This is a genomic window from Empedobacter falsenii (genome assembly GCF_013488205.1).
GTDB classification, from domain to species: Bacteria; Bacteroidota; Bacteroidia; order Flavobacteriales; family Weeksellaceae; genus Empedobacter; species Empedobacter falsenii_C.
The window spans coordinates 2,848,777-2,870,976 of record NZ_CP040908.1; the positions used below are offsets into that span (position 1 = coordinate 2,848,777).

The following is a 22,200-nucleotide window of genomic DNA, read 5'->3' on the forward strand; positions in this document are numbered from 1 at the left end:
AGAAAATTTGAAACAATATTATCCAGATCAAAAACAACGTGAAGAATTTTTAGAATCTGCGAAAAAAATTCCTAAACAATTTTATAGTTTCAAATACAATGAAACCAAAAGCCAAACTTCTTATATTTTGAGAGTTGATAATACTCAAGAACCTTCACAAATGTCGATGGGAATTCGACCAGATATTGGGAGTAATCCGATATTTAGTTATAAAGAGAATTTATATTACTACGAAACGGATATGTTTACAGGTAATAAAATGGTGATATATGATTCTTTGCAAAAAGTGAATTTTGTAGAAACTAGAAAAACTAAAAATATATTGGGTTTTGGTGTAAAAGAAGCGATAACGAAATACAAAAACTATGATTTAATTGCTTGGTATGCGCCTCAAATTTCGTATGAATATTCGCCAGATAAATTTTATGGAACAAAAGGACTAATTTTAGAATTACACTATAAATTCATCAAAGATGATGTAGAAGTGATGATTTCTTGGATTGCTGTAAAGAAAAAAGAGTTGAAAAAATCACCAGTTTTCAAAATCAATAATCAATTGAAAAAAGTTTATCAAGCAGAATTTCTAAAAATGATCGAAGATTCAAATCAAATACAACGAGAAGCAGCTAACCAAGGAGTTGAAAAATAATAAAAGAATACATAACAAACTTGCTTAACTTTAAGCAAGTTTTTTTGTGTATGAAAATTAAAGCGACATTACTCACAATTGGTGATGAAATTCTTATCGGACAAATTGTGGATACAAATTCGGCATTTATCGCCAAACAATTGAATACGATTGGGATTGAAGTGGAAGAAATTATTTCTGTTCAAGACGAAATGAATCATATTATTGAAGCTTTCGAACGAGGAATTTCTAAATCAGATATTGTAATTGTTACAGGAGGTTTAGGACCGACAAAAGATGATAAAACCAAAGTAGCTTTGTGTCAATTTTTAGATTGTGAATTAATTCAAGAACCAAAAATTTTAGAGAATATTGTTCAATTATTTCAAACAAGAGGTTACACAAAAGAATTAAATAGTCTGAATCAAGATCAAGCTTTAATTCCAGAAAAATCTACATTTATTCAGAACAAATACGGAACGGCGCCATGTCTTTGGACTACTATTAATGATAAAATCATCATCAATTTGCCAGGTGTTCCTTTTGAAATGAAAGGTTTGATGCGCGATGAAATTATTCAAAGATTACAAAACCAATTTCAATCAGAAACTATTGTTCATCGTGATATTTTGATAAGTGGAATTCCTGAAAGTGATTTAGCAATTTTGTTAGAAGATTGGGAAAATAATTTGCCCGAATTTATTCATTTGGCGTATTTACCGAATCGAACTTCTATTGATTTACGATTTTCAGCGTTTGGAACAGATAAAGAATTTTTACAAAATGAAATTCAGCATCAAATCAATCAATTCAAATTAATTGCAGGAGAATTTCTAGTTTCTGAAAATTCAGGAAATGCGCAGCAAATTTTGGGTGATATTTTAAAAGAAAAAGGATTGACAATTTCGACTGCCGAAAGTTGTACTGGAGGAAATATAGCAAGTTTGATCACTTCTGTTTCGGGAAGTTCTGCTTATTATTTTGGAACAATAGTTTCATACGACACTTCGGTAAAAGTAAATTTGCTAAATGTGAATCAATCTGATATTGATGAATTTACAGTAGTTTCGGAACAAGTTGCTGAACAAATGGCAAAAGGTGTTCGAAATCAATTAAAAACGGATATTAGTATTTCTACAACTGGTGTCGCTGGTCCAAATAAAGGTGAAGATGGAAAAGAGGTTGGAACAGTTTGGATTTCGATTACAAATGGTCATTCAACATGGAATAAAAAATATTTTTATCCCTATTTAGATCGAGAAGATTTCATCAAAATTGTTTCGAATAATGCACTTAATTTGGCAATTCAGTTTGTGAGAGAGGAGTGTTAATAATTTTTTAGAAAATCACAAGCATTATGAATTAATAAATGAGAAATCGTAAAAAACTACTAAATAAATCTATCTGCCTAATCCTAGAAAATTCAAATGAAGAAGATGACATAAAAGTATATTATGGTAAAGTTTTAAAAGATAAAAATGAATCATATTATTTTACTGATAATTCATCAACAATACATTTAACTTTAGATGAAGAAGATTTAGACAATGCAAAAGTAATAACCCAAGAAAAACAGAAAGAAAATGAAATATTTAGAAATTGTGATTATTCTATTTGGATTATAGTTAATATAATAGAAATTGATGAACCAACAGATGACATGAAAAAAACTAATATGAAATGGGATTAATCCCTACTTTTACCACATGAAACAAAATATCATTTATAGTATCATTTTCTTTTTTGCGTTATTTGGACTAAAATATTTGTTCGATAAAAGCGATGTGCAAACAATGTTGGTTTATTCGGCAATTGGAACAGTTATCTTTTTTATTTATCGTGTTGTTGTAAGAAAAATGTTATACAAACAAAAAGACCAAGAAAACTAATTTCCTTGGTCTTTTTTTATTGCTTGCATTGCTTCTTCGATGTGCGTTTCGGCTACATTTGAAACAATGTGTTTGATTAATTTTCCTTGTTTATTGAATACAAAAGTTTCTCGTGGTGTGATTAATCCAAATTTCTTTTTAATTCCTAACAATTTCGACAACTTTGCACCTTTATCAGAAAGTAACGGAAAGTTTAGTTGATGTTTTGTATAAAACTTTTCGTGAGAAGATGTTGATTGTCCATTTATTCCAACAATCACAGCATCTAAAGCATTAAAATCTTCATTTACATCACGAAATTGACACACCTCTTTTGTACACATTGGCGTAAAATCCATTGGATAAAAGAATAAAATAAAATATTTTTTGTACAAAAATTCGTCCGAATTAAACCAATTTCCTTTGTTATCCTCCAACGAAAAAGTTGGTATGTGATCGCCTAATTTCATTCGCCTGCGTATTCTACAAAATTACGTGGAGTTTCGTATAAGGTTACTTTCAATTCTAAATCAGTTGCTAATTTTGCTCTAATTTTATTCCAAATCAAAATCACAATATTTTCGGCTGTTGGATTGACATTTTGAAATTCTTCAATATCAACATTCAGATTTTTATGATCCAAATAATCCTCAACTTCAACTTCGATAATTTTTCGTAATTCGTCCAAATTCATCACAAAACCAGTTTCTGGATCAACTTCGCCTTTCACCGCCACAATAATTTCATAATTGTGTCCATGATAATTTGGATAAGAACATTTCCCGAAAACTTCAAAATTCTGTTCATCACTCCAATTCTTGTTAAACAATCGATGCGCAGCGTTAAAATGTGCTTTTCTGTTGACAGTAACTTTCATCTGTATAAATTTTTATTCTTCGATATACGAAACGTAATGTTCAAAAATTATTTTGAACCAAGCTGTATAATTCTGAGGATTTTTTTCCATGTCTTTTTTCAAATCATCCAATTCTACCCAACGATATGCCATCACTTCATCAGGATTTAGCTTTGGTTCATCATCAAATGTTCCGATAAAAACATGGTCTAATTCATGCTCAATCAAATCATTTTCTAAATGTGCTTTGTAGATGAAATTAAATTTATATTCTAATTCACAATCAAATCCCATTTCTTCTCCCAAACGTCTGTGCGCCGCTTGTTCGTAAGTTTCATTATCGCGCGGATGACTACAACATGTATTCGTCCACAACGTTGGCGAATGATATTTGCTCGCAGCTCGTTGCTGAATCATCAATTCTCCTTTAGAATTAAATACAAAAACAGAAAATGCACGATGCAACAAACCAGCTATATGAGCCTGTTGCTTCTCCATCAATCCTAATTTTTGATCGTCCTGATCAACTAAAACTACAAATTCTTCCATAAAACAAAAATAGCCTTTTCTATAGGATTAAAAAAGAAGTTCGATTTCTTTGTGTTTAAATTCTCGCAATTCTTGATTGATTTCAATTAGTAAATTTCCTGCTTCATTTACATCTCTAATAATTCCGTCTACTTCTACTCCATCCAATCTAAAATGTGAGATTTCATCTTTTCTAAATAGATTATCTAAATAAGTTTGATGAATTTGTTCGAAATTTTTCTGTTCTAAAATTGGATATTCATTTTCGAAATGATGCATTAAATCTGCCAAAATTTCCTCGATGTCATATTCTTTGTCAGTTACTTTTCGAATAGATGTTGCTTTTGGTAAGTGATTAAAATCAGCTTGATTGACATTAATTCCAATTCCAATTACAGAATTCATAATTCCATTGGAACGATGATTTTCGATTAAAATTCCGCAAACCTTTTTATCATTTAAAATGATATCATTTGGCCATTTTACGTTGGATTTTGGATGAAATTGTTTTAAAAATAGACAAATAACATTCGAAATCCATTCGTTAAAATAAATTAATTCTTGAAAACTATAATCCGTTTTCAGCAAAAAACTAAAGGTTAAATTTTCTCCTGCGACAACTTTCCACTCATTTCCTGCGTAACCTTTTCCTTTTGTTTGATTTTTAGCATGTATGACAGTCCAACTATTGGCATCTTTTTTGGACAAATCCACCAAGAACTCATTCGTATTAGGCAAAGAATCAAAACTAATTAAATACATTTTTTTTACTATTTTTATAGAGTGGTTAAAGTTATTTTAAAAAGTTTAAACTTTAATAAGGATTCACTAAATTTGCGAATTACAAAATAAAAGATGATAGATACTCAATATACAAAAGACTTGCTAGATAGCATTGTTGACGGAATTACAAATGTTAAAGGAGAAGAAATTACAATTTTAGATTTACGCGAAATTGAAAATGCATTTTGTCAATACTTCGTTATTTGTACCGGAAACTCAAATACACAAGTTAGTGCTTTAGCAGGTTCGATTGAAAGAACTGTAAAAACAGAAATGTCAGAAAGACCTTTTCATGTAGAAGGAACGCAAAATAATCAATGGGTTTTGTTGGACTACACTAATGTTATTGTCCATATTTTCCAAAAAGAATACAGAGAATATTACGATATCGAAAGTCTTTGGGGTGATGCCGTAGAGACGCGTATCGAAATGGAATATTAATCATAACTGAAACCAAAAAAAATTGAAAAAAAATAATTTTAAACCTTCGGGGTTTAATCCTACATGGATATATGCCATTATTGGATTATTGCTGATTGCCTTTCTATTATTTTCTGATAATATTGGAGGTGCCGGCGGAACTACTAAAAACATAGACCGTACGACTTTCCTTTCTTATGTAGAAAAAGGTTACGTAAAAGAAGCCAATCTAGAAAAAGAATCAGGACGTGTAAGTGTATATTTAACGGACGCAGCTCTGAATACTGAAGAATTTAAAAAGTTTAAAAAATCAAACGAAACTTTAAATCCTTTTGCTACAGGTGCTCCAAACTTTATTTTCAATGTTGCTGATGCAGGAAATTTTGAAAAAGATTTTTATGCTAACGTAGAAAAGAGTCCGAATAAAACTGCCGTTCTTAACACACAAATTTCAAATGGTTTTGGAAGTTTGTTTATGAATCTTTTCATTTCATTAATTTTCTTCGGATTAATCTACTTCTTACTATTTAGACGAATGGGCGGAGGCGGATCTGCTGGAGGTGGCGGAGGAATTTTTTCTGTCGGAAAATCGAAAGCGAAATTATTTGAAGGTGATGATCATATCAAAACAACTTTCAAAGATGTTGCAGGTTTAGAAGGTGCAAAAGAAGAAATTGAAGAAATCGTTGAATTCTTGAAACACCCAGAAAAATTCACAAAATTAGGTGGACGTATCCCAAAAGGAGCCTTATTAGTAGGACCTCCGGGTACAGGTAAAACCTTATTAGCAAAAGCTGTTGCTGGAGAAGCGAAAGTTCCTTTCTTCTCATTATCAGGATCAGATTTCGTAGAAATGTTTGTGGGAGTTGGTGCATCTCGTGTACGTGACTTATTCAAAAATGCAAAAGAAAAATCTCCTTCAATTATCTTTATTGATGAGATTGATGCAATTGGTCGTGCGCGTGGAAAATCTAACTTTACAGGTTCTAATGACGAACGCGAAAATACATTAAACCAATTATTAACAGAAATGGATGGTTTCGGAACAGAATCTAACGTAATTGTGATTGCTGCAACAAACCGTGCTGATGTATTGGATAAAGCATTGATGCGTCCAGGTCGTTTTGACCGTATTATTCACGTTGATTTACCTGAATTAAACGAACGTAAAGAAATCTTCGCGGTTCACTTACGTCCATTAAAATTAGGAGAAGATGTTGAGATCGAATTTTTAGCAAAACAAACGCCAGGTTTCTCTGGTGCAGATATTTTCAATGTTTGTAATGAAGCGGCTTTAGTTGCTGCTCGTAAAAACAAAGAAGTCGTAGAAAAACAAGACTTTTTAGATGCTGTTGACCGTATTATTGGTGGATTAGAGAAGAAAAGTAAAGTGATTAAACCTTCTGAGAAAAAACGTATCGCTTATCACGAAGCTGGTCACGCTACAATTGGTTGGTTAACAGAACACGCTGCGCCATTGGTAAAAGTAACTATCGTTCCTCGTGGACGCTCATTAGGTGCCGCTTGGTATTTGCCAGAAGAAAGACAAATTACAACGACAGAACAATTGTTAGACGAAATGTGTATGACAATGGGTGGTCGTGCTGCTGAGGAAGTTGTTTTCAATAATATTTCTACAGGTGCATTAAGTGATTTGGAAAAAGTAACAAAACAAGCTTCTGCAATGGTAAGTATTTACGGATTGAACAAAGAAGTTGGTAATGTTTCTTATTACGATTCATCTGGACAAAATGAATATGGTTTCAGCAAGCCTTATTCAGAACAAACTGCTCAGGTAATTGATAAAGAAGTAAAAACAATGATCGAAGCTCAATATGATAGAGCAAAAGATATTTTACGTGAACATCGCGATCAATTAGATGTTTTAGCTCAAAAATTAATTGAGAAAGAAGTTATCTTTAGAGAAGATTTGGAAGAAATTTTCGGACCAAGAAAATTTGTAAGCGAATTGGATCAAATCGAAGAAAAACAAGAAGAAGCTATAGAAGCTGGTCCAGAACAAGTGATTCAACCAGAAGCTGGAAATGATATTTAATCAAATTCATTCAAAATAACAGAAAAAATCGTCCAAATCGGACGATTTTTTTTTTACTTCTTATTATATTGTTAAAAATTATTACCTTTAGGCTGTAATTGATTAATTTCATATAAAATCATGAGTTTTCATGTGGAAAGCAATTAAAAACCTACTTAAAAAAGCTACTGAAAAATCAGCAGAGAATTCAGATGATAATCACATTGATTTGTTTCATCCAAATTATGCTGACCAAAAGATTTCTATGGACGAAGTTTTTGCTACAAACTTTAATGTAGGTGGTGGACATTTTTTATTTTGTGATAATATAGAAGAAGCATCTAAAAACCTTAAAGAAATTGTCAATTACGAAAATGTGACCGAATTAATTTGTCCTGATCCGAATTTACAACAGGTTCTTAATTCAGTCAATATTCCTTTTGTCGAAAACCCATGCGATTCTCGTTATACACTTAGTTTTCTTGGTTGCGAATTTCTGATTGCTTTTGATGGAAGTATTATGTTATCGGCACATCAAACTTATGGTAGAAATATTGCTGATTTTCCGTCAAATTTTATTATCTATGCACGCCCGTCACAATTAGTGGAAAATGTGAGCGTGGCATTACAGAAATTACGAACATTAAAAAAAGATAACCTTCCATCTAAAATAACTTCGATTCGTGGAAAAAATATGCACAAATTTCCGAACGTAGACAATGCGAAGAATATTTATTTGTTATTGGTTGAAGATTAGCTATGAAAAATTTAGCAATTAGAGCTTTCTCTGGACTTATTTACGCACTTATTATATTTTTCGGGACAACGATAACCCCAAAAGGTTTGATTGTTTTGATGATGGTTTTTGGACTTTTTTGTTTGTACGAATTTTTTAAAATTACTAATCTTACCAATAAACTTTATCAATTAGGTGCACTTTTAGTCGCATTAGTTGTTTTTGGATATTATGGAAAAGAATTTTTAGAAGCTTTTGAAACTTCAAATCATTACTATTTTCATTTAAGAAGTTTATATTTCATCATTCCGGTTTTATTTGTTTTTAGTATTTATATTATTTTCAAATCAACCAACGAATTGTTGAACGATTTTGGAAAAGCTACTTTAGGATTAACATACGTTATCGCACCATTTGCCTTAGCCTTAACTTTACCTAGTTTTGATTATAATTTAGGCGAAAAAGTGATGCATTACGAAGTATTTTTCGTTTTCTTATTACTTTGGTGTAGTGATACATTTGCATATTTAACAGGAAACTTAATTGGAAAACACAAATTAGCACCTAAAATTTCGGGAGCAAAAACGTGGGAAGGTTTTTTTGGAGGAATAGTTTTTACTTTATTAGCTGGATTTTTGATTCAGAAATATTTTGGAGAAAACTTGCACGGAAACTGGATGATTATTGGTTTGATTGTTGCTGCATTAGGTCCATTAGGAGATTTGACAGAATCTAAATTAAAACGATTTTTCAATGTAAAAGACAGCTCTAACCTTATTCCAGGACATGGTGGTTTTTTAGATCGATTAGATAGTTTTATATTTGTCGTACCATTTGTTTATTTATATTATTTATTAGTATATACTTTATGAAACTTCACAGAGAAGGAACAGCAATTTTGATAGGTTGCTTAATTTTATTTGCAATCGCTACAGGAGTATTACATTACTTTTTTCCTGTATATGGTTTTTACTTTGCCTTACCATTATGGATACTTTACGGATTTATCGTTTGGTTTTTTAGAAACCCAATTCGTGAATCAGATTCGTCAGAAAACTGCGTAATCGCACCAGTTGATGGAAAAGTTGTTGTATTAGAAGAAGTATTTGAAAGCGAATTTTTGAATCAAAAATGTATTCAATTATCAATTTTCATGACACCTCTTAATGTACATGTAACGCGTTATCCTGTGAATGGAAAAGTGATTTATTCGAAATATCATCCAGGAAAATTTTTGGTTGCATTTCATCCAAAATCATCAGAATTAAATGAAAGAACAACTGTTGTTGTAGAAAATGCAGATCATACAAAAGTTCTTTTCAGACAAATTGCAGGTGCAGTTGCGCGAAGAATTGTTTGTTACAGTAAAGAGAATGACGATGCTGTTGCGGGTAAAGAATATGGTTTTATCAAGTTCGGATCGCGTGTTGATATCTTTTTACCACTTGATACAGAGATCAATGTAAAGGTTGGAGATAAAACAAAAGGTGGAATTCAGAAAATTGCACAATTGAAATAAATCAGTTAGTTGAACTCAATGTTTTTAACTAATTTTGTCAAAACAATATATAATAATATACCCATACAATAAATTTGTAAGACATGAAAAAATTAATTCTTTTAGTAGCTGTTGCAGCATTCGCTACTTCTTGTAACTCTAAAGCAAGTGTAAATCACGGAGTTCTTCCAGTTGTTCACGAACCAGCTACTGCAGAAGAAATGCACCACAAATCTGAAGCTGCTCACGAAGGTCACGGAAAACATGAGGAAGCTGTTGAAGAAAAACACGAAGAAGTGAAAGATTCTACAAAAACGGCAGAAACTCCGAAAGTTGAGAAAAAAGATACTGTAAAAGCTGGTCATTAAGATTCAGCTTTTTTTGTTTTTATAGATTTATAATCTGTTTATCATCGCCTATTACATAATTTTTATTTTTAGGACGAATATAAAATGAACGTAAAGAAGAGTTATTTTCAGAAATGATTGATAAAATCTCTTGATAAGTAAACAAACTTGTATCAATTGCAATATGATTATTTGATAAAGATTTGAAATCTGATTTCTTATTTATCCAAAATAAATCTTCTGCATTTACTTCTATTTTAGAAGTATTTTTAGGTGAATGTAAAGAAAATTTAAATAATTGAATTAAATATTTAATCAAAATTCCCGAACGTAAAAGTTGATAATGCAACCAATTTTTTTGATAATATTTCGCTAAGAAAATCATCATGGCTTCAAAAAAATGTTTATAATATTTTTTATCTTTTTTCGTACTTTCTCCCTTGTAATGTAAAACCGTTATATCTCCTTTATAATAATTTTTATAACCAGCCAATTCTGCACTAAAAGACAAATCTATATCTTCTCCATACATAAAATAACGTGGATCAAATCCTCCAATTTCCTGATAGATTTTCTTCGTGGTGAACATAAAAGCACCAACTAAAATTTCGCAAGGAGCAATTTCAAATTCACTAACTTCTAACTTGTAATAATTATTTTTCTTTGAATGATTAAATCGACTATACAACTTAGAAAATGAATTTTTAGCTGTCGGAATATTACGTTTTGATTCTGGATGAAAATTGCCGTTTGTATCCATCATTCGTATTCCCACAAAACCTATTTTTTCTTTCGACTGATGAAATTCAACCAAAGATTCGAATAAATTCTCTGGAAGAATTGTATCTGGATTAAGAATTAGAATATATTCTCCCAAAGCATTCTCAACCCCAATATTATTCGCTTTTGCAAAACCAAGATTTTCTTTTTGAAGTAAAAAGTTTACAGTAGGAAAAGTTTTTTTTAGGAATATAAAATCAATTTCCGATGAATTATTATCAATTACAATTATTTCGCCATCTACATTTTTTAAAGCTTCCTGACACGAATCAAGACAAAGCTCTAAATGTTTTGGCGCATTATAACTAACAATAATTATCGATAATTTCATCTAAAATTTATTTTCTGAATACGGGATTCGATGTTGTATAGAACGAACCAACGTCGCTTCGTCTGCATATTCTAACTCATCTCCTACACCAAGACCTCGTGCAATGGTAGAAAAAATAATTTCGGCATTCTTTAATTGTCTGTACAAATAGAAAACAGTTGTATCTCCTTCCATTGTCGAACTTAAAGCAAAAATTATTTCCTTCACATTTTCATTTTGAACACGATCAACCAACGTTTGAATATTCAATTGACCAGGTCCAATGCCTTCCATTGGAGAAATCTTTCCTCCTAAAACGTGATATTGTCCTTTAAATTGTCCTGTATTTTCAATCGCCATCACATCACGCACATCTTCCACTACACAAATTATAGTTTCTTCTCTCAATGGATTGTTGCAAATATCACAAACCTCATCATCAGAAATTGTATGACAATGTTGACAATATTTAACATCATCTACCAAATGAGAAAGCGCTTCGGATAAAGCTGTCGTTTGAGATTTGGGACGATTTAGCATATGTAAAACAAGTCGCAAAGCTGTTCTCTTTCCTATTCCTGGCAAATTTGACATCTCTTCTACAGCTCGCTCTAAAACCTTGCTTGGGTAATTCATTCGTTCAAAAAATTATAGACAACAAATTTACAATTTTATCTTCGGAAAATTAATCTATCATCATTCACTCAAAAATATTAAATTTGGGCTTATTTACTAAATAAATTATGAACTCAACAATTTTACTACTTTGTGTTATCGTATACTTTGTAGGACTTTTAGTGATCTCTTACTTCACCAGTCGAAATTCTGACAATCAATCTTTTTTTAACGGAAACAAAAAAAGTAAATGGTGGTTGGTGGCTTTCGGAATGATTGGGACAAGTCTTAGTGGCGTTACCTTTATATCAGTTCCAGGAACGGTCGGAAAATTAACTGGTTCTGAATATATTTATGGAGGATTCGAATACTATATGATGGTGATCGGATTTTTTCTTGGTTATTTTATTGTCGCGGGTGTATTACTTCCGCTCTATTACCGTATGAATCTGACCTCGATTTACACGTATTTAGGAAAACGTTTCAATGTTGAAGCACATAAAATGGGATCGGTTTTCTTTATTATTTCCCGTGGAATTGGCGCAACAGCACGTTTATATTTAGTTGTAAATGTGTTACAAATATTTTTATTAGACAATTTAGGCGTACCATTTTGGGCTACAACATTTGTCTTATTATTGATGATATTATTGTACACGTTTGAAGGTGGAGTAAAAACAATTGTCGTAACAGATACCTTGCAAACATCGTTTATGATCATTAGTTTGATTGCTTGTATTTGGTTTATCCTTTCGCATCTTAATTTATCTGTTGGTGAAGCTTACGATATGATGCAAGCCAAAAATTATACGCATTTCATTAACTTTGATCCAAATTCGAAAACGTATTTCTTAAAAACTATTTTGGGCGGAATGTTTATCACAATTGCTATGACTGGTCTTGACCAAGAAATGATGCAAAAAAATATTTCGGTTGATAATCTTCAAAACTCAAAAAAGAATATGTTGACGTTCGCTGGAACATTATTGATTGTGAATTTAGCGTTCCTATTTTTGGGCGGATTGCTTTATTTATACGCAATGAGCGAAGGTGGTTTTTATACTACTGATGGTTTCTTTATGGAACAAGGCGGACAAAATATTATGGGTGATGATATGTTTCCTGCACTTTCGCTTTTAGGACATCATTTCCCAATGATTATTTCTGTAATTTTTATCATCGGATTAATTTCTGCTTTATTTCCTTCTGCCGATGGTGCTTTAACAGCGGTTACAAGTTCATATTGTGTCGATTTATTAAACATCAACGAAAACAAAGAAAAATCAGAAAAAGAAAAGAAAAAGATTCGTATTCGTGTTCACTTGATTTTCACGGTAGTTTTCTTTATCTTGATTATGGTTTTCAAAGCGATTAACAACAAATCTATTGTTTATCTTGTGATGGAAATTGCAGGTTATACATACGGACCGTTATTAGGATTATTTGCTTTCGGAATTTTAACGAAACGTAACATTTACAAAAAATATTCAATTATTACAGTTGCGATTTTAGCGCCTATTTTTACCTATATCATCAACGAATTAGTGATCAATTTTACCGATTACAAAATTGGTGTTGAATTAATCATTCTGAATGGTTTATTAACTTTTATCGGTCTATGGTTGGTAAGTTCTAATCGTCAAAAAGAAACAATTATTCATTCATAATCAGAACAATTAACACTCTACAACTATGAAAAAAATCGCCATTATTGGAGCAGGAAATTTAGGAATTTCTATAACAGAGGGTTTAATTAAGAATAAAGCATTCGATCCAAATCAAATTATCGCTACAAGAAATAATTTGAATCAAATTGAACATCTTAAAAAGCTTGGTGTAACGATTACAAATGATAATCATTTTGCTGTAAAAGAAGCTGATTATATTCTGTTGTGTGTAAAACCGTACAAAGTGGAAGAAGTTTTGACGCAATTAAAAGACGATTTTACGACCAATAAAATATTAATTTCAGTTGCAACAGGAATTTCATTGCAAACGTATCAAAATATTTTATCACAAGGTATGTCAATTTTTCGTGCAATGCCTAATACAGCTGCTTCTGTGGAAGAATCGATTACATGTATTTGTGGAAATTCGAAAGATGAAAACATTTTAAATGAAATCAAAACGATTTTCAATCCAATTGGCGAAACAGTTGTTATAAATGAGGAGTTGATGAATGCAGCGACTGTAATTGGCGCTTGCGGAATTGCTTATGTTTTACGATTTATAAGAGCAATGATTCAAGGTGGAATCGAAATTGGATTTGACACACAAACTGCTACAAAAATTGTGACACAAACTGTAAAAGGAGCTGCTGAATTATTAATAGAAAACGGTTTGCATCCAGAACAAGAAATTGATAAAGTGACGACACCAAAAGGTTGTACGATTGCTGGATTAAATGAAATGGAACATCAAGGATTTAGTTCTGCTTTAATAAAAGGAATTAAAACTTCTTTTGATAAAATATAATTATGGAAAAGAAATTAAAATTAATCTGGGATTTTTATGGTCCCGATGCTATACCAACTGCAAAACATCATGCAGTTCACCTGAAACAATACGCAGAAAAAGAAAAGTTACAAAGTACATTTTCTGAATTTGTAGAGGTTGAACCAGAATATGCAGTTGCTTATTTGGTGGTGGTAGAATCTGAAATGATACAAGTTCGTGACGCTTTGATCCCTCACCGTGGCGAATGGCATTCGGAAGAAGAATAAATAAAAAAGACGAAGTTTAGCTTCGTCTTTTTTATTGTTTTAAAAATCGCATAAAATCTCCTCCCCAATTGTAGTGATTTATGTTCTACGATTTTTTTGCCCTACAAAAAAGGATTATTTTTGTTCAAATTTTTATAAACAAACAATGACACTTCAAGAACTTCAAACACAAGTACAACAAACAAGGAGAGATATTTTGAGAATGGTACATGCCGTAAATAGTGGACACCCAGGTGGATCATTAGGTTGTGCAGAATATTTTGCTGCATTATACGGTAAAATCATGACTTACTCTACAGACTTCTCTATGGACGGAAAAGGAGAAGATTTATTCTTCTTATCAAACGGTCACATTTCACCAGTTTTCTACAGCACATTAGCTCGTTCAGGATTTTTCCCAGTAAGCGAATTAGCTACATTCAGAAAATTAGATTCTCGTTTACAAGGTCACCCAACAACACACGAAGGTTTACCTGGAATTCGTATCGCTTCTGGTTCTTTAGGACAAGGCTTATCTGTTGCTTTAGGTGCTGCGCAAGCAAAAAAATTAAACAACGACGATAAATTAGTTTACACATTACACGGTGATGGTGAATTACAAGAAGGTCAAGTTTGGGAAGCTTTTATGTATGCTGCTGGTAAAAAAGTAGATAATGTAATTGCAACGATTGACTACAATGGTCGTCAAATTGATGGTGACACAGACCACGTTTTACCTTTAGGAGATTTGAAAGCTAAATTAGAAGCTTTTGGATGGATTGTTTTAGAAGAAAAAAATGGAAATGACTTAGAAAAAGTAATTGCTATTTTAGAAGAAGCTAAAACATTAACAGGAAACGGAAAACCAGTTTCAATTTTATTACACACAGAAATGGGTAATGGAGTTGATTATATGATGGGAAGCCACTCTTGGCACGGAAAAGCGCCTAACGATGAGCAATTAGCATTTGCATTAGAGCAAAATCCTGAAACTGAATTGACAGATTATTAATAATTTGAATACAACCACAATACTATGAAAACGTTATTTTATTCTATACTTACGCTTTGTTCTTTGACAGCCTTTGGGCAGGAAAAAACATATTCTTTTGACAAAAAAGTATCGTACAAAATCAATTTACCAGAAGAATATCAAACTTATTTGGATGGTCAAAAAGATTTATCTTTTGTAACCTATATTTCTAAAGACGCTGTTTTAGGAACTTCGGAAGGAGGTCCTTACACTTCAGGAAGCTTCAGTAAAGATGCTTTCTTTATCAACAACAGCAAGTTTTTCGAAGTCTATGCCAATTCATTAGAAAATCAATTATCGATAAAAGCACCTTATTATTATGAAGGCATGTCGGATGATAGTTTAAAACCTTATTCGGATAATTTGTTCGAGAAATTTATTTCAGTTAAAAATCTAAATTCATCTACAACGATCAATGGATACAAGTGTAATGAATACGAATTAACATCTAAAACAGATTTCGAAACAAAATCTTCTACATTATGTGTTGATGAAAAAAATGCAATTAATAACGTTGCGATTATGTTTCCTCAAACAAAACTGAAAGGTCTTTTGATACGATATGACGCAGGAGATTTTAATGGATTAACAATTCAAAATATTGCAAATTCTAACGTAAAAGTAACTTTTGATGAGAAAAAAGAAATCGAAAGTTTTACTAACGAATTGGCAAAAAAGAAACAAGAATACGATAACATGATGTCGTCTGTAGATACGGCTTATGCAGCCGAAGCAGTAGCTTATTCACCAGACAATCGTTACGAGGATCCTATTATTAATTATTACAATTATCAAACATCAGAAAGTGATAACGTAAATAGTCTTTTTGGAACTGTTGCTTCATTAAATTATAGCTTGATTTATAATGATAGTGATTATGATGGAAATCCTGATATAGAGCGTTCTAAAGCTTTGGCAACTGCGCAAGGTTCTACAAATCAATTGGTAAAACAATTCAAAAAGAATAAATTAGCAAACAAAAGCGAAGTAAAAGAATTAAATAACCTTTTCAAAACGTATTTCGATGATGCTAAAAAGTTTAAATTAACAGAAGTTTCAACAGATTATGATGAAGCGGCTGTAGCAGTAGATTCTGCTGTTGCTGCAACAGAAGTTAGTTTAGCCGAATATTATGATCCTTATACATCTGCTTACAAAACGACAGATATTAGCAAAATCGATTTGGCAATCGACAATCCAGACATTCAAGATTTCATGAAAGTTGCACCAGAACATTGCAAAAATTTGAAAGCTAAAATTCCGACTTTTACAGATAAAGATTTAGGAAATTTGGTTTACAATTACGCAGGACAAGTGTGCGATATGTACATTTATCAAAGCGGAAGTGTTGCTCTTTCGGGAACAATTGATGCAATAAGAAAAAGTGTTTTAGAAATCAATAACAAATATGATAAACTGAAAAAAGAAGACAAAGATAAGTTAACTACTTTCTTGAATTCTTTGGATTAATACTTATCAAATCAATTCGATAATGAAAAAATCAATCAGTTTTATATTAACGCTTTTTACATGTTTAACTTTCGCTCAAATGCAATCGTATAAATTCGAAAACGTTATTCAATATCGTATCAAAAGTGATTTCTATTCAGATTTTTTGGACATTTTATCAACCAAAGATTACAAAGCACATTTGATGATTACGCGAACACCGATGGGAAACTTCGCTTCATTAAAAGTAAACGACAATATGTATTCTGTTTACAGCGAAGAAGAAAATCCGAAGGTTTTTAAAATTGATTTCGAAGGCACAAAAGATTTATTAGGAAATTCTTTTTTAGCGACTAATAATCCAAGTTTAACAAATTCCGCAATCGGAAATAGTTATGTTGCGAATAGAACTGGTCAAAAAGAAACGATTCTAAATAAACAATGTGAAGTGTATAACATTTTCAGAAAAGATAATGACAACGACAATGGTACAGAAATTTGCATCGATACAAATTCTAACATCAACACCGTTCCGTTTATCAATTCTGAACTAAATTTGAAAGGCTTGATTTATCGAGTTGGACATAATATTGTGTTAGAAAATGTTGAAATCTTAGAAAATTGGATAAAAAAGAGCGCCGAAGAGGAAGAAGAAATTAATGTTTCGCCAAATGATTTTATTTATCAATTTGATGAAAAAACAGAAGTAGAAAAATACAAAAACGAATACAAAAAACAAAAACAATGATAGACTTAACATACACAGAAAAAAAAGATACACGTAGTGGATTCGGAGATGGATTGACAGAGTTAGGAAGAACAAATCCTAACGTTGTTGCATTGTGTGCTGACTTGATTGGTTCATTGAAAATGGATCAATTTATCAAAGAAAACCCAGAGCGTTTTTTCCAAATTGGTATTGCTGAAGCAAACATGATGGGAATTGCTGCAGGTTTGACAATTGGAGGTAAAATTCCTTTCACAGGAACTTTCGCTGAATTTTCTACAGCTCGTGTGTACGATCAAATTCGTCAATCTATCGCTTACTCTAACAAAAATGTAAAAATCGCTGCATCGCACGCTGGTTTAACATTAGGAGAAGATGGTGCAACTCACCAAACATTAGAAGATATTGGTTTGATGAAAATGTTACCAGGAATGGTGGTTATCAATCCTTGTGATTACAATCAAACTAAAGCGGCTACAATTGCTGCAGCTGAATACGAAGGTCCTGTTTACTTACGTTTCGGACGTCCTGCTGTTCCAGTTTTCACGCCAGCTGACCAAAAATTTGAAATTGGTAAAGGTATCTTAATGAACGAAGGTTCTGATGTAACAATTGTTGCGACAGGTCATTTAGTTTGGGAATCTTTAGTTGCTGCTGCTGAGTTAGAAAAAGAAGGAATTTCTTGTGAGGTAATCAATATTCATACTATCAAACCATTGGATGAAGAAATTATCTTAAACTCTGTAAAGAAAACAGGAAAAATTGTAACAGCTGAAGAACACAATATTTTAGGTGGTTTAGGAGAATCTGTTGCAAGAGTTTTAGCACAAAAATTACCAACAAAACAAGCTTTTGTTGCGGTTAATGATAAATTTGGTGAATCTGGAACACCTTCAGATTTAATGAAAAAATATGGAATCGATTCTACTGCTGTAATCGAGAAAGTAAAATCTTTACTTTAATTCCATTATAATATTAAAAAGGAGCTAAAAATTTAGCTCCTTTTTTTATAGGTTAAATATAAATAGGTTGGTTGAAAAAAGCAAAACTGCTTTAATCCTATAGATATTTTGCAAAATTAGTTTATATTGCTAATTCAAAAAATACTCATTTAATGGTATTTTATTAATCTTTTACTTGTAAGCATATGAAAAAAGCAAATCAAAAATCTATAACTGAATATGCAAGTATTGTAAAAAAATTGTGGAGTGAAAATACAGATAGTAGAACCTTTAACGAAAAAGATGAGAGTTTTCAATCGATTAATGATTATTTACAAACTTTAGGAAGTCTTGCTCTTGGTGAATCTTTCATGTATTTTATCAGTCCTAATTCTGCAACTTTCGAATATGTATCTCCTCAATGCGAGGATATTTTGGGTTATCTACCTAACGAATACACTGCTGAATTATGCGTAGAAATCGTACATCCAGATGATTTGCAACATGTAATTGATATTCAGCAACGAATTTCAAATTTCAGTATGGAAATTGTTCCAGAAGAAAGAATCAATTATAAATTCACCTATGATTTTCGTGTGATAGATAAAAAAGGTGAAATTCATCAAATTCATTTGCAACATTTCTTTTACGAATTAAGTAAGAATTTTTTACCAAATCGAGTTTTTTGCTTAGCGACTGACATCACACAAATAAAGGTTGGAGGGAAACCGACCATGCATATTTACAACATCAAAGATGGATTGAATAATCTTCTTAATTCAAAAACAAATTCATCTTTACAACTTACAAAAAAAGAAACGGAGATTATAGAATTTCTGATCAAAGGTTACACAAGTCAGGATATTGCTGATGCAATTGGCTTAAGTAAACATACTATTGATACACATCGAAGAAATATTTTGAAGAAAAACGATTGTTCTAATACATCAGAATTATTTAGTCTTTACTTCAAAAAATAGAAAAAAGCAAGCCGATAAGCCGGGTTCTGTCACCTTAATAAATCAAGATGCTTTGTCATTTATCTAGTATTTTAGTTACCTAAAATATCAATCTGCCTACCCCCCAGCAACGAACGAGTAGCTCTTAACTGCTGGTATACATGGCATTGCTCCGCATAGAGTTTACCTGGTTTCACTACAGCCGAACTGTACATACTTTCTGTTGCACTTGTCCTCGCCTCTCGACGGACGGGCGTTACCCGCTATGCTTACTCTTTGGAGCCCGGACTTTCCTCTTCACATACATGAAGCGACAAAGTGGCTTGCTGAGCGCAAATGTACGGCAAAAGTTACCGAAATAAAAAAGGCTTGAACATTTTTGTTCAAGCCTTTCTATTATAGAAACTTAGAAATTATTCTGATTTTTCTTCTTTCGTTTTTCCTTTTACAGAAATTTTAACGCCATCTTTTGCTTCATTTAAGTCAAGGATTAATTCATCTCCTTCACTAATTACAGCGTTGATGATTTCTTCTGCCATTGGATCTTCGATGTATTTCTGAATAGCACGTTTCAACGGACGAGCTCCATAATCTTTATCAAATCCTTTGTCTGCGATAAAATTCTTCGCTTCCTCTGTTAATTCAATATGATAATTTAAAGCTGTTAAACGCTCTATTAAACTTGCCAATTCAATATCGATAATTTTCATGATATCTTCTTTTGTTAATGAATTAAAGAAGATAATATCATCAATACGATTCAAAAATTCTGGCGCGAAAGCACGTTTTAAAGCTGTTTCAATTGTTGATTTTGCGCGTTCATCGGCAGAATCTTTCTTAGATGAAGTTCCAAATCCGACACCATCTCCAAACTCTTTCAATTGTCTTGTACCAATGTTAGACGTTAAAATGATAATCGTATTACGGAAATCAACTTTACGACCTAAACTATCAGTTACATGACCATCATCCAAAATTTGTAATAAAATATTGAATACATCTGGATGCGCTTTCTCAATCTCATCTAACAAAATTACCGCATATGGTTTACGACGAACTGCTTCAGTCAATTGTCCACCTTCTTCGTAACCAACGTAGCCCGGAGGTGCTCCAACTAAGCGAGAAACGGCAAATTTCTCCATGTATTCTGACATATCGATACGAATTAATGCATCGTTAGAATCAAAGATTTCTTTCGCCAAAACTTTCGCTAATTGTGTTTTACCAACACCCGTAGTTCCTAAGAAAATGAATGAACCAATTGGTTTATTTGGATCTTTCAAACCTGCACGATTACGTTGAATTGCTTTCACAACTTTCGTTACCGCTTCATCTTGACCAATTACTTTTCCTTTCATTAACTCATTCATCTGAGCCAATTTTTTCAATTCTTTTTCAGCTACACGATGTACAGGAACGCCAGACATCAACGAAACAACTTCCGCTACATTTTCTTCTGTAACTGTTTCACGATTCTCTTTCGATTCTTGTACCCATTTTGCTTGCTCACGTTTCAAATCACTTTCTATTTGTTTCTCTGAATCACGTAAACGAGCAGCTTCTTCGTATTTTTGAGATTTTACAACTTTCGTTTTCTCTTCGCGAACTTCTTCTAATTTTGCTTCAAGATCTAAAATTTCTTGAGGAACTTTTATATTCTTGATATGCACGCGAGAACCCGCTTCATCTAAAGCATCAATCGCTTTATCTGGCAAGAAACGATCTGTAATATAACGTGTTGTCAAATTTACACAAGCTTGCAACGCTTCATCTGTATAATTTACATTATGATGCGCTTCATACTTATCTTTGATATTATGTAAAATCTGTAATGTTTCTTCTGGAGTTGTTGGTTCAACCATCACATTTTGAAAACGACGAACTAATGCACCATCTTTTTCAATATATTGACGATATTCGTCCAACGTTGTTGCTCCAATACATTGTAATTCACCACGCGCCAAAGCAGGTTTGAACATGTTAGAAGCGTCTAAAGAACCCGTAGCTCCTCCTGCTCCAACAATTGTATGTAACTCATCAATGAAAAGAATAATATCATCATTTTTCTCTAATTCATTCATGATTGCTTTCATACGCTCTTCAAATTGTCCACGATATTTAGTTCCAGCAACTAATGATGCTAAATCTAATGTTACCACACGTTTGTTGAACAATACGCGCGAAACTTTACGTTGTACAATTCTTAACGCTAAACCTTCTGCAATTGCAGATTTACCAACACCTGGCTCTCCAATTAACAATGGATTGTTCTTTTTACGACGAGAAAGAATTTGCGAAACACGTTCTATTTCTTTTTCGCGTCCAACTACAGGATCTAATTTTCCTTCTTGCGCAATCGCTGTCAAATCTCGTCCGAAATTATCTAAAACTGGTGTTTTACTTTTCGAAGTAGGTTTACTTGTAGATGCACGCTCAAAATCGTTATCAGAATCACCTCCATCAAAAGATGGATTTTCTGCACGAGGAGATTGAATTTCCTCATCTTGAAATTGAAATTTGAATTCCTCCTTTACTGTATTGTAATCAATATCCAACTTATTCATCAATTTTGTAATCGGATCGTTTTCATTACGAAGAATACACAATAATAAGTGAATTGTATTTACAGTCGGACTTTTAAACAATTTTGCTTCTAAGAATGTTGTTTTCAACGCTCTTTCAGCTTGTTTTGTCAAACTCAAATTTTTTATATTATTACCTGGAGTTTCTTTTGCTGGGTTTAGGTTTTCTATTTTTTGACGCATTTCGTCTAAATCGACATTCAATGCTTCTAAGACAGAAATGGCTTTCCCTTCACCGTCGCGAATAATCCCCAACAGAAGGTGTTCCGTTCCTATTTGGTCGTGGCCTAATCTCAACGCTTCTTCCTTACTATAAGAAATAACGTCTTTTACTTGTTGTGAGAAATTATCGTTCATTTTATTATTTAAGCTGTCTTTAACAAATATAATTATTCTGATAGAC

Annotated in this window: 25 protein-coding genes and 1 other RNA gene; 18 read left to right on the forward strand and 8 right to left on the reverse strand. The window is 32.1% G+C overall.

Annotated elements, in window-relative coordinates:
- The first annotated feature begins 7 nt into the window (after nt 1-7).
- From FH779_RS13330 to FH779_RS13345, 4 genes are read left to right on the forward strand one after another with little or no spacing between them, the layout of a single operon-like run.
- Nucleotides 8-649 carry a GLPGLI family protein gene (locus FH779_RS13330; RefSeq protein WP_180905060.1) on the forward strand — a complete coding sequence of 214 codons (642 nt, stop codon included), beginning with the start codon at nt 8-10 and terminating at the stop codon, nt 647-649.
- A 50-nt stretch (nt 650-699) separates the two neighbouring features.
- Nucleotides 700-1,959 (forward strand): CinA family nicotinamide mononucleotide deamidase-related protein, encoded by a 1,260-nt coding sequence (locus FH779_RS13335; RefSeq protein ID WP_180905061.1) that lies wholly within the window; start codon nt 700-702, stop codon nt 1,957-1,959.
- 38 nt (nt 1,960-1,997) lie between these two features.
- Nucleotides 1,998-2,318: a hypothetical protein gene (locus FH779_RS13340; protein WP_180905062.1), complete on the forward strand. Its 321-nt coding sequence runs from the start codon at nt 1,998-2,000 to the stop codon at nt 2,316-2,318.
- 16 nt (nt 2,319-2,334) lie between these two features.
- Nucleotides 2,335-2,517 (forward strand): hypothetical protein, encoded by a 183-nt coding sequence (locus tag FH779_RS13345; protein WP_180905063.1) that lies wholly within the window; start codon nt 2,335-2,337, stop codon nt 2,515-2,517.
- On the opposite strand, the gene FH779_RS13350 is transcribed toward FH779_RS13345, so the two are convergent.
- The 4 genes from FH779_RS13350 to FH779_RS13365 are packed head-to-tail and all read right to left on the reverse strand — an operon-like array spanning nt 2,514 to nt 4,642.
- Nucleotides 2,514-2,966: a peroxiredoxin gene (locus tag FH779_RS13350; protein WP_180905064.1), complete on the reverse strand. Its 453-nt coding sequence runs from the start codon at nt 2,964-2,966 to the stop codon at nt 2,514-2,516. The genes FH779_RS13345 and FH779_RS13350 overlap by 4 nt on opposite strands.
- A complete protein-coding gene (locus FH779_RS13355; protein ID WP_180905065.1) occupies nt 2,963-3,373 on the reverse strand; it encodes a 6-pyruvoyl trahydropterin synthase family protein in 411 nt (136 codons plus the stop codon). Before FH779_RS13355 ends, FH779_RS13350 begins: the two co-directional genes overlap by 4 nt.
- A gap of 12 nt (nt 3,374-3,385) precedes the next feature.
- Nucleotides 3,386-3,901 carry an isopentenyl-diphosphate Delta-isomerase gene (gene idi, locus FH779_RS13360; RefSeq protein WP_180905066.1) on the reverse strand — a complete coding sequence of 172 codons (516 nt, stop codon included), beginning with the start codon at nt 3,899-3,901 and terminating at the stop codon, nt 3,386-3,388.
- 27 nt (nt 3,902-3,928) lie between these two features.
- Nucleotides 3,929-4,642 (reverse strand): biotin--[acetyl-CoA-carboxylase] ligase, encoded by a 714-nt coding sequence (locus FH779_RS13365; RefSeq protein WP_125350509.1) that lies wholly within the window; start codon nt 4,640-4,642, stop codon nt 3,929-3,931.
- Between the two features lie 93 nt (nt 4,643-4,735).
- On the opposite strand from FH779_RS13365, the gene rsfS reads away from it, so the two are divergent.
- From rsfS to FH779_RS13395, 6 genes are all read left to right on the forward strand, one after another.
- Nucleotides 4,736-5,104, forward strand: a complete 369-nt coding sequence (rsfS, locus tag FH779_RS13370; protein ID WP_038331822.1) for a ribosome silencing factor — start codon at nt 4,736-4,738, stop codon at nt 5,102-5,104.
- Between the two features lie 22 nt (nt 5,105-5,126).
- A complete protein-coding gene (ftsH, locus tag FH779_RS13375) occupies nt 5,127-7,139 on the forward strand; it encodes an ATP-dependent zinc metalloprotease FtsH (RefSeq protein ID WP_038331821.1) in 2,013 nt (670 codons plus the stop codon).
- A 130-nt stretch (nt 7,140-7,269) separates the two neighbouring features.
- Entirely contained in the window at nt 7,270-7,875 is a 606-nt protein-coding gene (locus FH779_RS13380) for a hypothetical protein (RefSeq protein ID WP_180905067.1), read from the forward strand.
- A 2-nt stretch (nt 7,876-7,877) separates the two neighbouring features.
- Nucleotides 7,878-8,726 (forward strand): phosphatidate cytidylyltransferase, encoded by an 849-nt coding sequence (locus tag FH779_RS13385; protein WP_180905068.1) that lies wholly within the window; start codon nt 7,878-7,880, stop codon nt 8,724-8,726.
- Nucleotides 8,723-9,373 carry a phosphatidylserine decarboxylase family protein gene (locus tag FH779_RS13390; protein WP_038331813.1) on the forward strand — a complete coding sequence of 217 codons (651 nt, stop codon included), beginning with the start codon at nt 8,723-8,725 and terminating at the stop codon, nt 9,371-9,373. Before FH779_RS13385 ends, FH779_RS13390 begins: the two co-directional genes overlap by 4 nt.
- Nucleotides 9,374-9,456: 83 nt before the next feature.
- On the forward strand, nt 9,457-9,720 hold the full coding sequence (locus tag FH779_RS13395; protein WP_180905069.1) for a hypothetical protein: 264 nt from the start codon (nt 9,457-9,459) through the stop codon (nt 9,718-9,720).
- A gap of 19 nt (nt 9,721-9,739) precedes the next feature.
- Here FH779_RS13395 and FH779_RS13400 read toward each other — a convergent pair whose 3' ends face one another.
- Together FH779_RS13400 and recR are read right to left on the reverse strand one after the other, a co-directional pair.
- The gene (locus FH779_RS13400) at nt 9,740-10,810 is read right to left on the reverse strand and encodes a glycosyltransferase family 2 protein (protein ID WP_180905070.1); all 1,071 of its coding nucleotides are present in this window, start codon (nt 10,808-10,810) and stop codon (nt 9,740-9,742) included.
- On the reverse strand, nt 10,811-11,425 hold the full coding sequence (gene recR, locus FH779_RS13405) for a recombination mediator RecR (protein ID WP_180905071.1): 615 nt from the start codon (nt 11,423-11,425) through the stop codon (nt 10,811-10,813).
- 107 nt (nt 11,426-11,532) lie between these two features.
- Here recR and FH779_RS13410 point away from each other — a divergent pair, with 107 nt between their 5' ends.
- From FH779_RS13410 to FH779_RS13445, 8 genes are all read left to right on the forward strand, one after another.
- Nucleotides 11,533-13,071 carry a sodium:solute symporter gene (locus FH779_RS13410; RefSeq protein ID WP_180905072.1) on the forward strand — a complete coding sequence of 513 codons (1,539 nt, stop codon included), beginning with the start codon at nt 11,533-11,535 and terminating at the stop codon, nt 13,069-13,071.
- A 25-nt stretch (nt 13,072-13,096) separates the two neighbouring features.
- Entirely contained in the window at nt 13,097-13,879 is a 783-nt protein-coding gene (gene proC, locus FH779_RS13415) for a pyrroline-5-carboxylate reductase (protein WP_115001606.1), read from the forward strand.
- A gap of 2 nt (nt 13,880-13,881) precedes the next feature.
- Entirely contained in the window at nt 13,882-14,127 is a 246-nt protein-coding gene (locus FH779_RS13420; protein ID WP_115001608.1) for a hypothetical protein, read from the forward strand.
- Between the two features lie 145 nt (nt 14,128-14,272).
- Complete coding sequence (locus FH779_RS13425; protein ID WP_115001610.1) at nt 14,273-15,118, forward strand: transketolase; 846 nt, start codon at nt 14,273-14,275, stop codon at nt 15,116-15,118.
- Between the two features lie 24 nt (nt 15,119-15,142).
- Nucleotides 15,143-16,609, forward strand: coding sequence for a hypothetical protein (locus FH779_RS13430; protein ID WP_180905073.1), 1,467 nt, complete (start codon nt 15,143-15,145; stop codon nt 16,607-16,609).
- A 22-nt stretch (nt 16,610-16,631) separates the two neighbouring features.
- Nucleotides 16,632-17,336 (forward strand): hypothetical protein, encoded by a 705-nt coding sequence (locus FH779_RS13435; RefSeq protein ID WP_180905074.1) that lies wholly within the window; start codon nt 16,632-16,634, stop codon nt 17,334-17,336.
- Nucleotides 17,336-18,277, forward strand: coding sequence for a transketolase family protein (locus FH779_RS13440; RefSeq protein ID WP_180906861.1), 942 nt, complete (start codon nt 17,336-17,338; stop codon nt 18,275-18,277). Before FH779_RS13435 ends, FH779_RS13440 begins: the two co-directional genes overlap by 1 nt.
- 185 nt (nt 18,278-18,462) lie before the next feature.
- Nucleotides 18,463-19,236: a LuxR C-terminal-related transcriptional regulator gene (locus FH779_RS13445; RefSeq protein ID WP_180905075.1), complete on the forward strand. Its 774-nt coding sequence runs from the start codon at nt 18,463-18,465 to the stop codon at nt 19,234-19,236.
- On the opposite strand, the gene rnpB is transcribed toward FH779_RS13445, so the two are convergent.
- Nucleotides 19,236-19,545: RNase P RNA component class A (gene rnpB / locus FH779_RS13450), an RNA gene on the reverse strand. The two genes, FH779_RS13445 and rnpB, sit on opposite strands and share 1 nt — an antisense overlap.
- 83 nt (nt 19,546-19,628) lie before the next feature.
- Nucleotides 19,629-22,154, reverse strand: coding sequence for an ATP-dependent Clp protease ATP-binding subunit (locus tag FH779_RS13455; protein ID WP_125350523.1), 2,526 nt, complete (start codon nt 22,152-22,154; stop codon nt 19,629-19,631).
- Nucleotides 22,155-22,200: the final 46 nt, after the last annotated feature.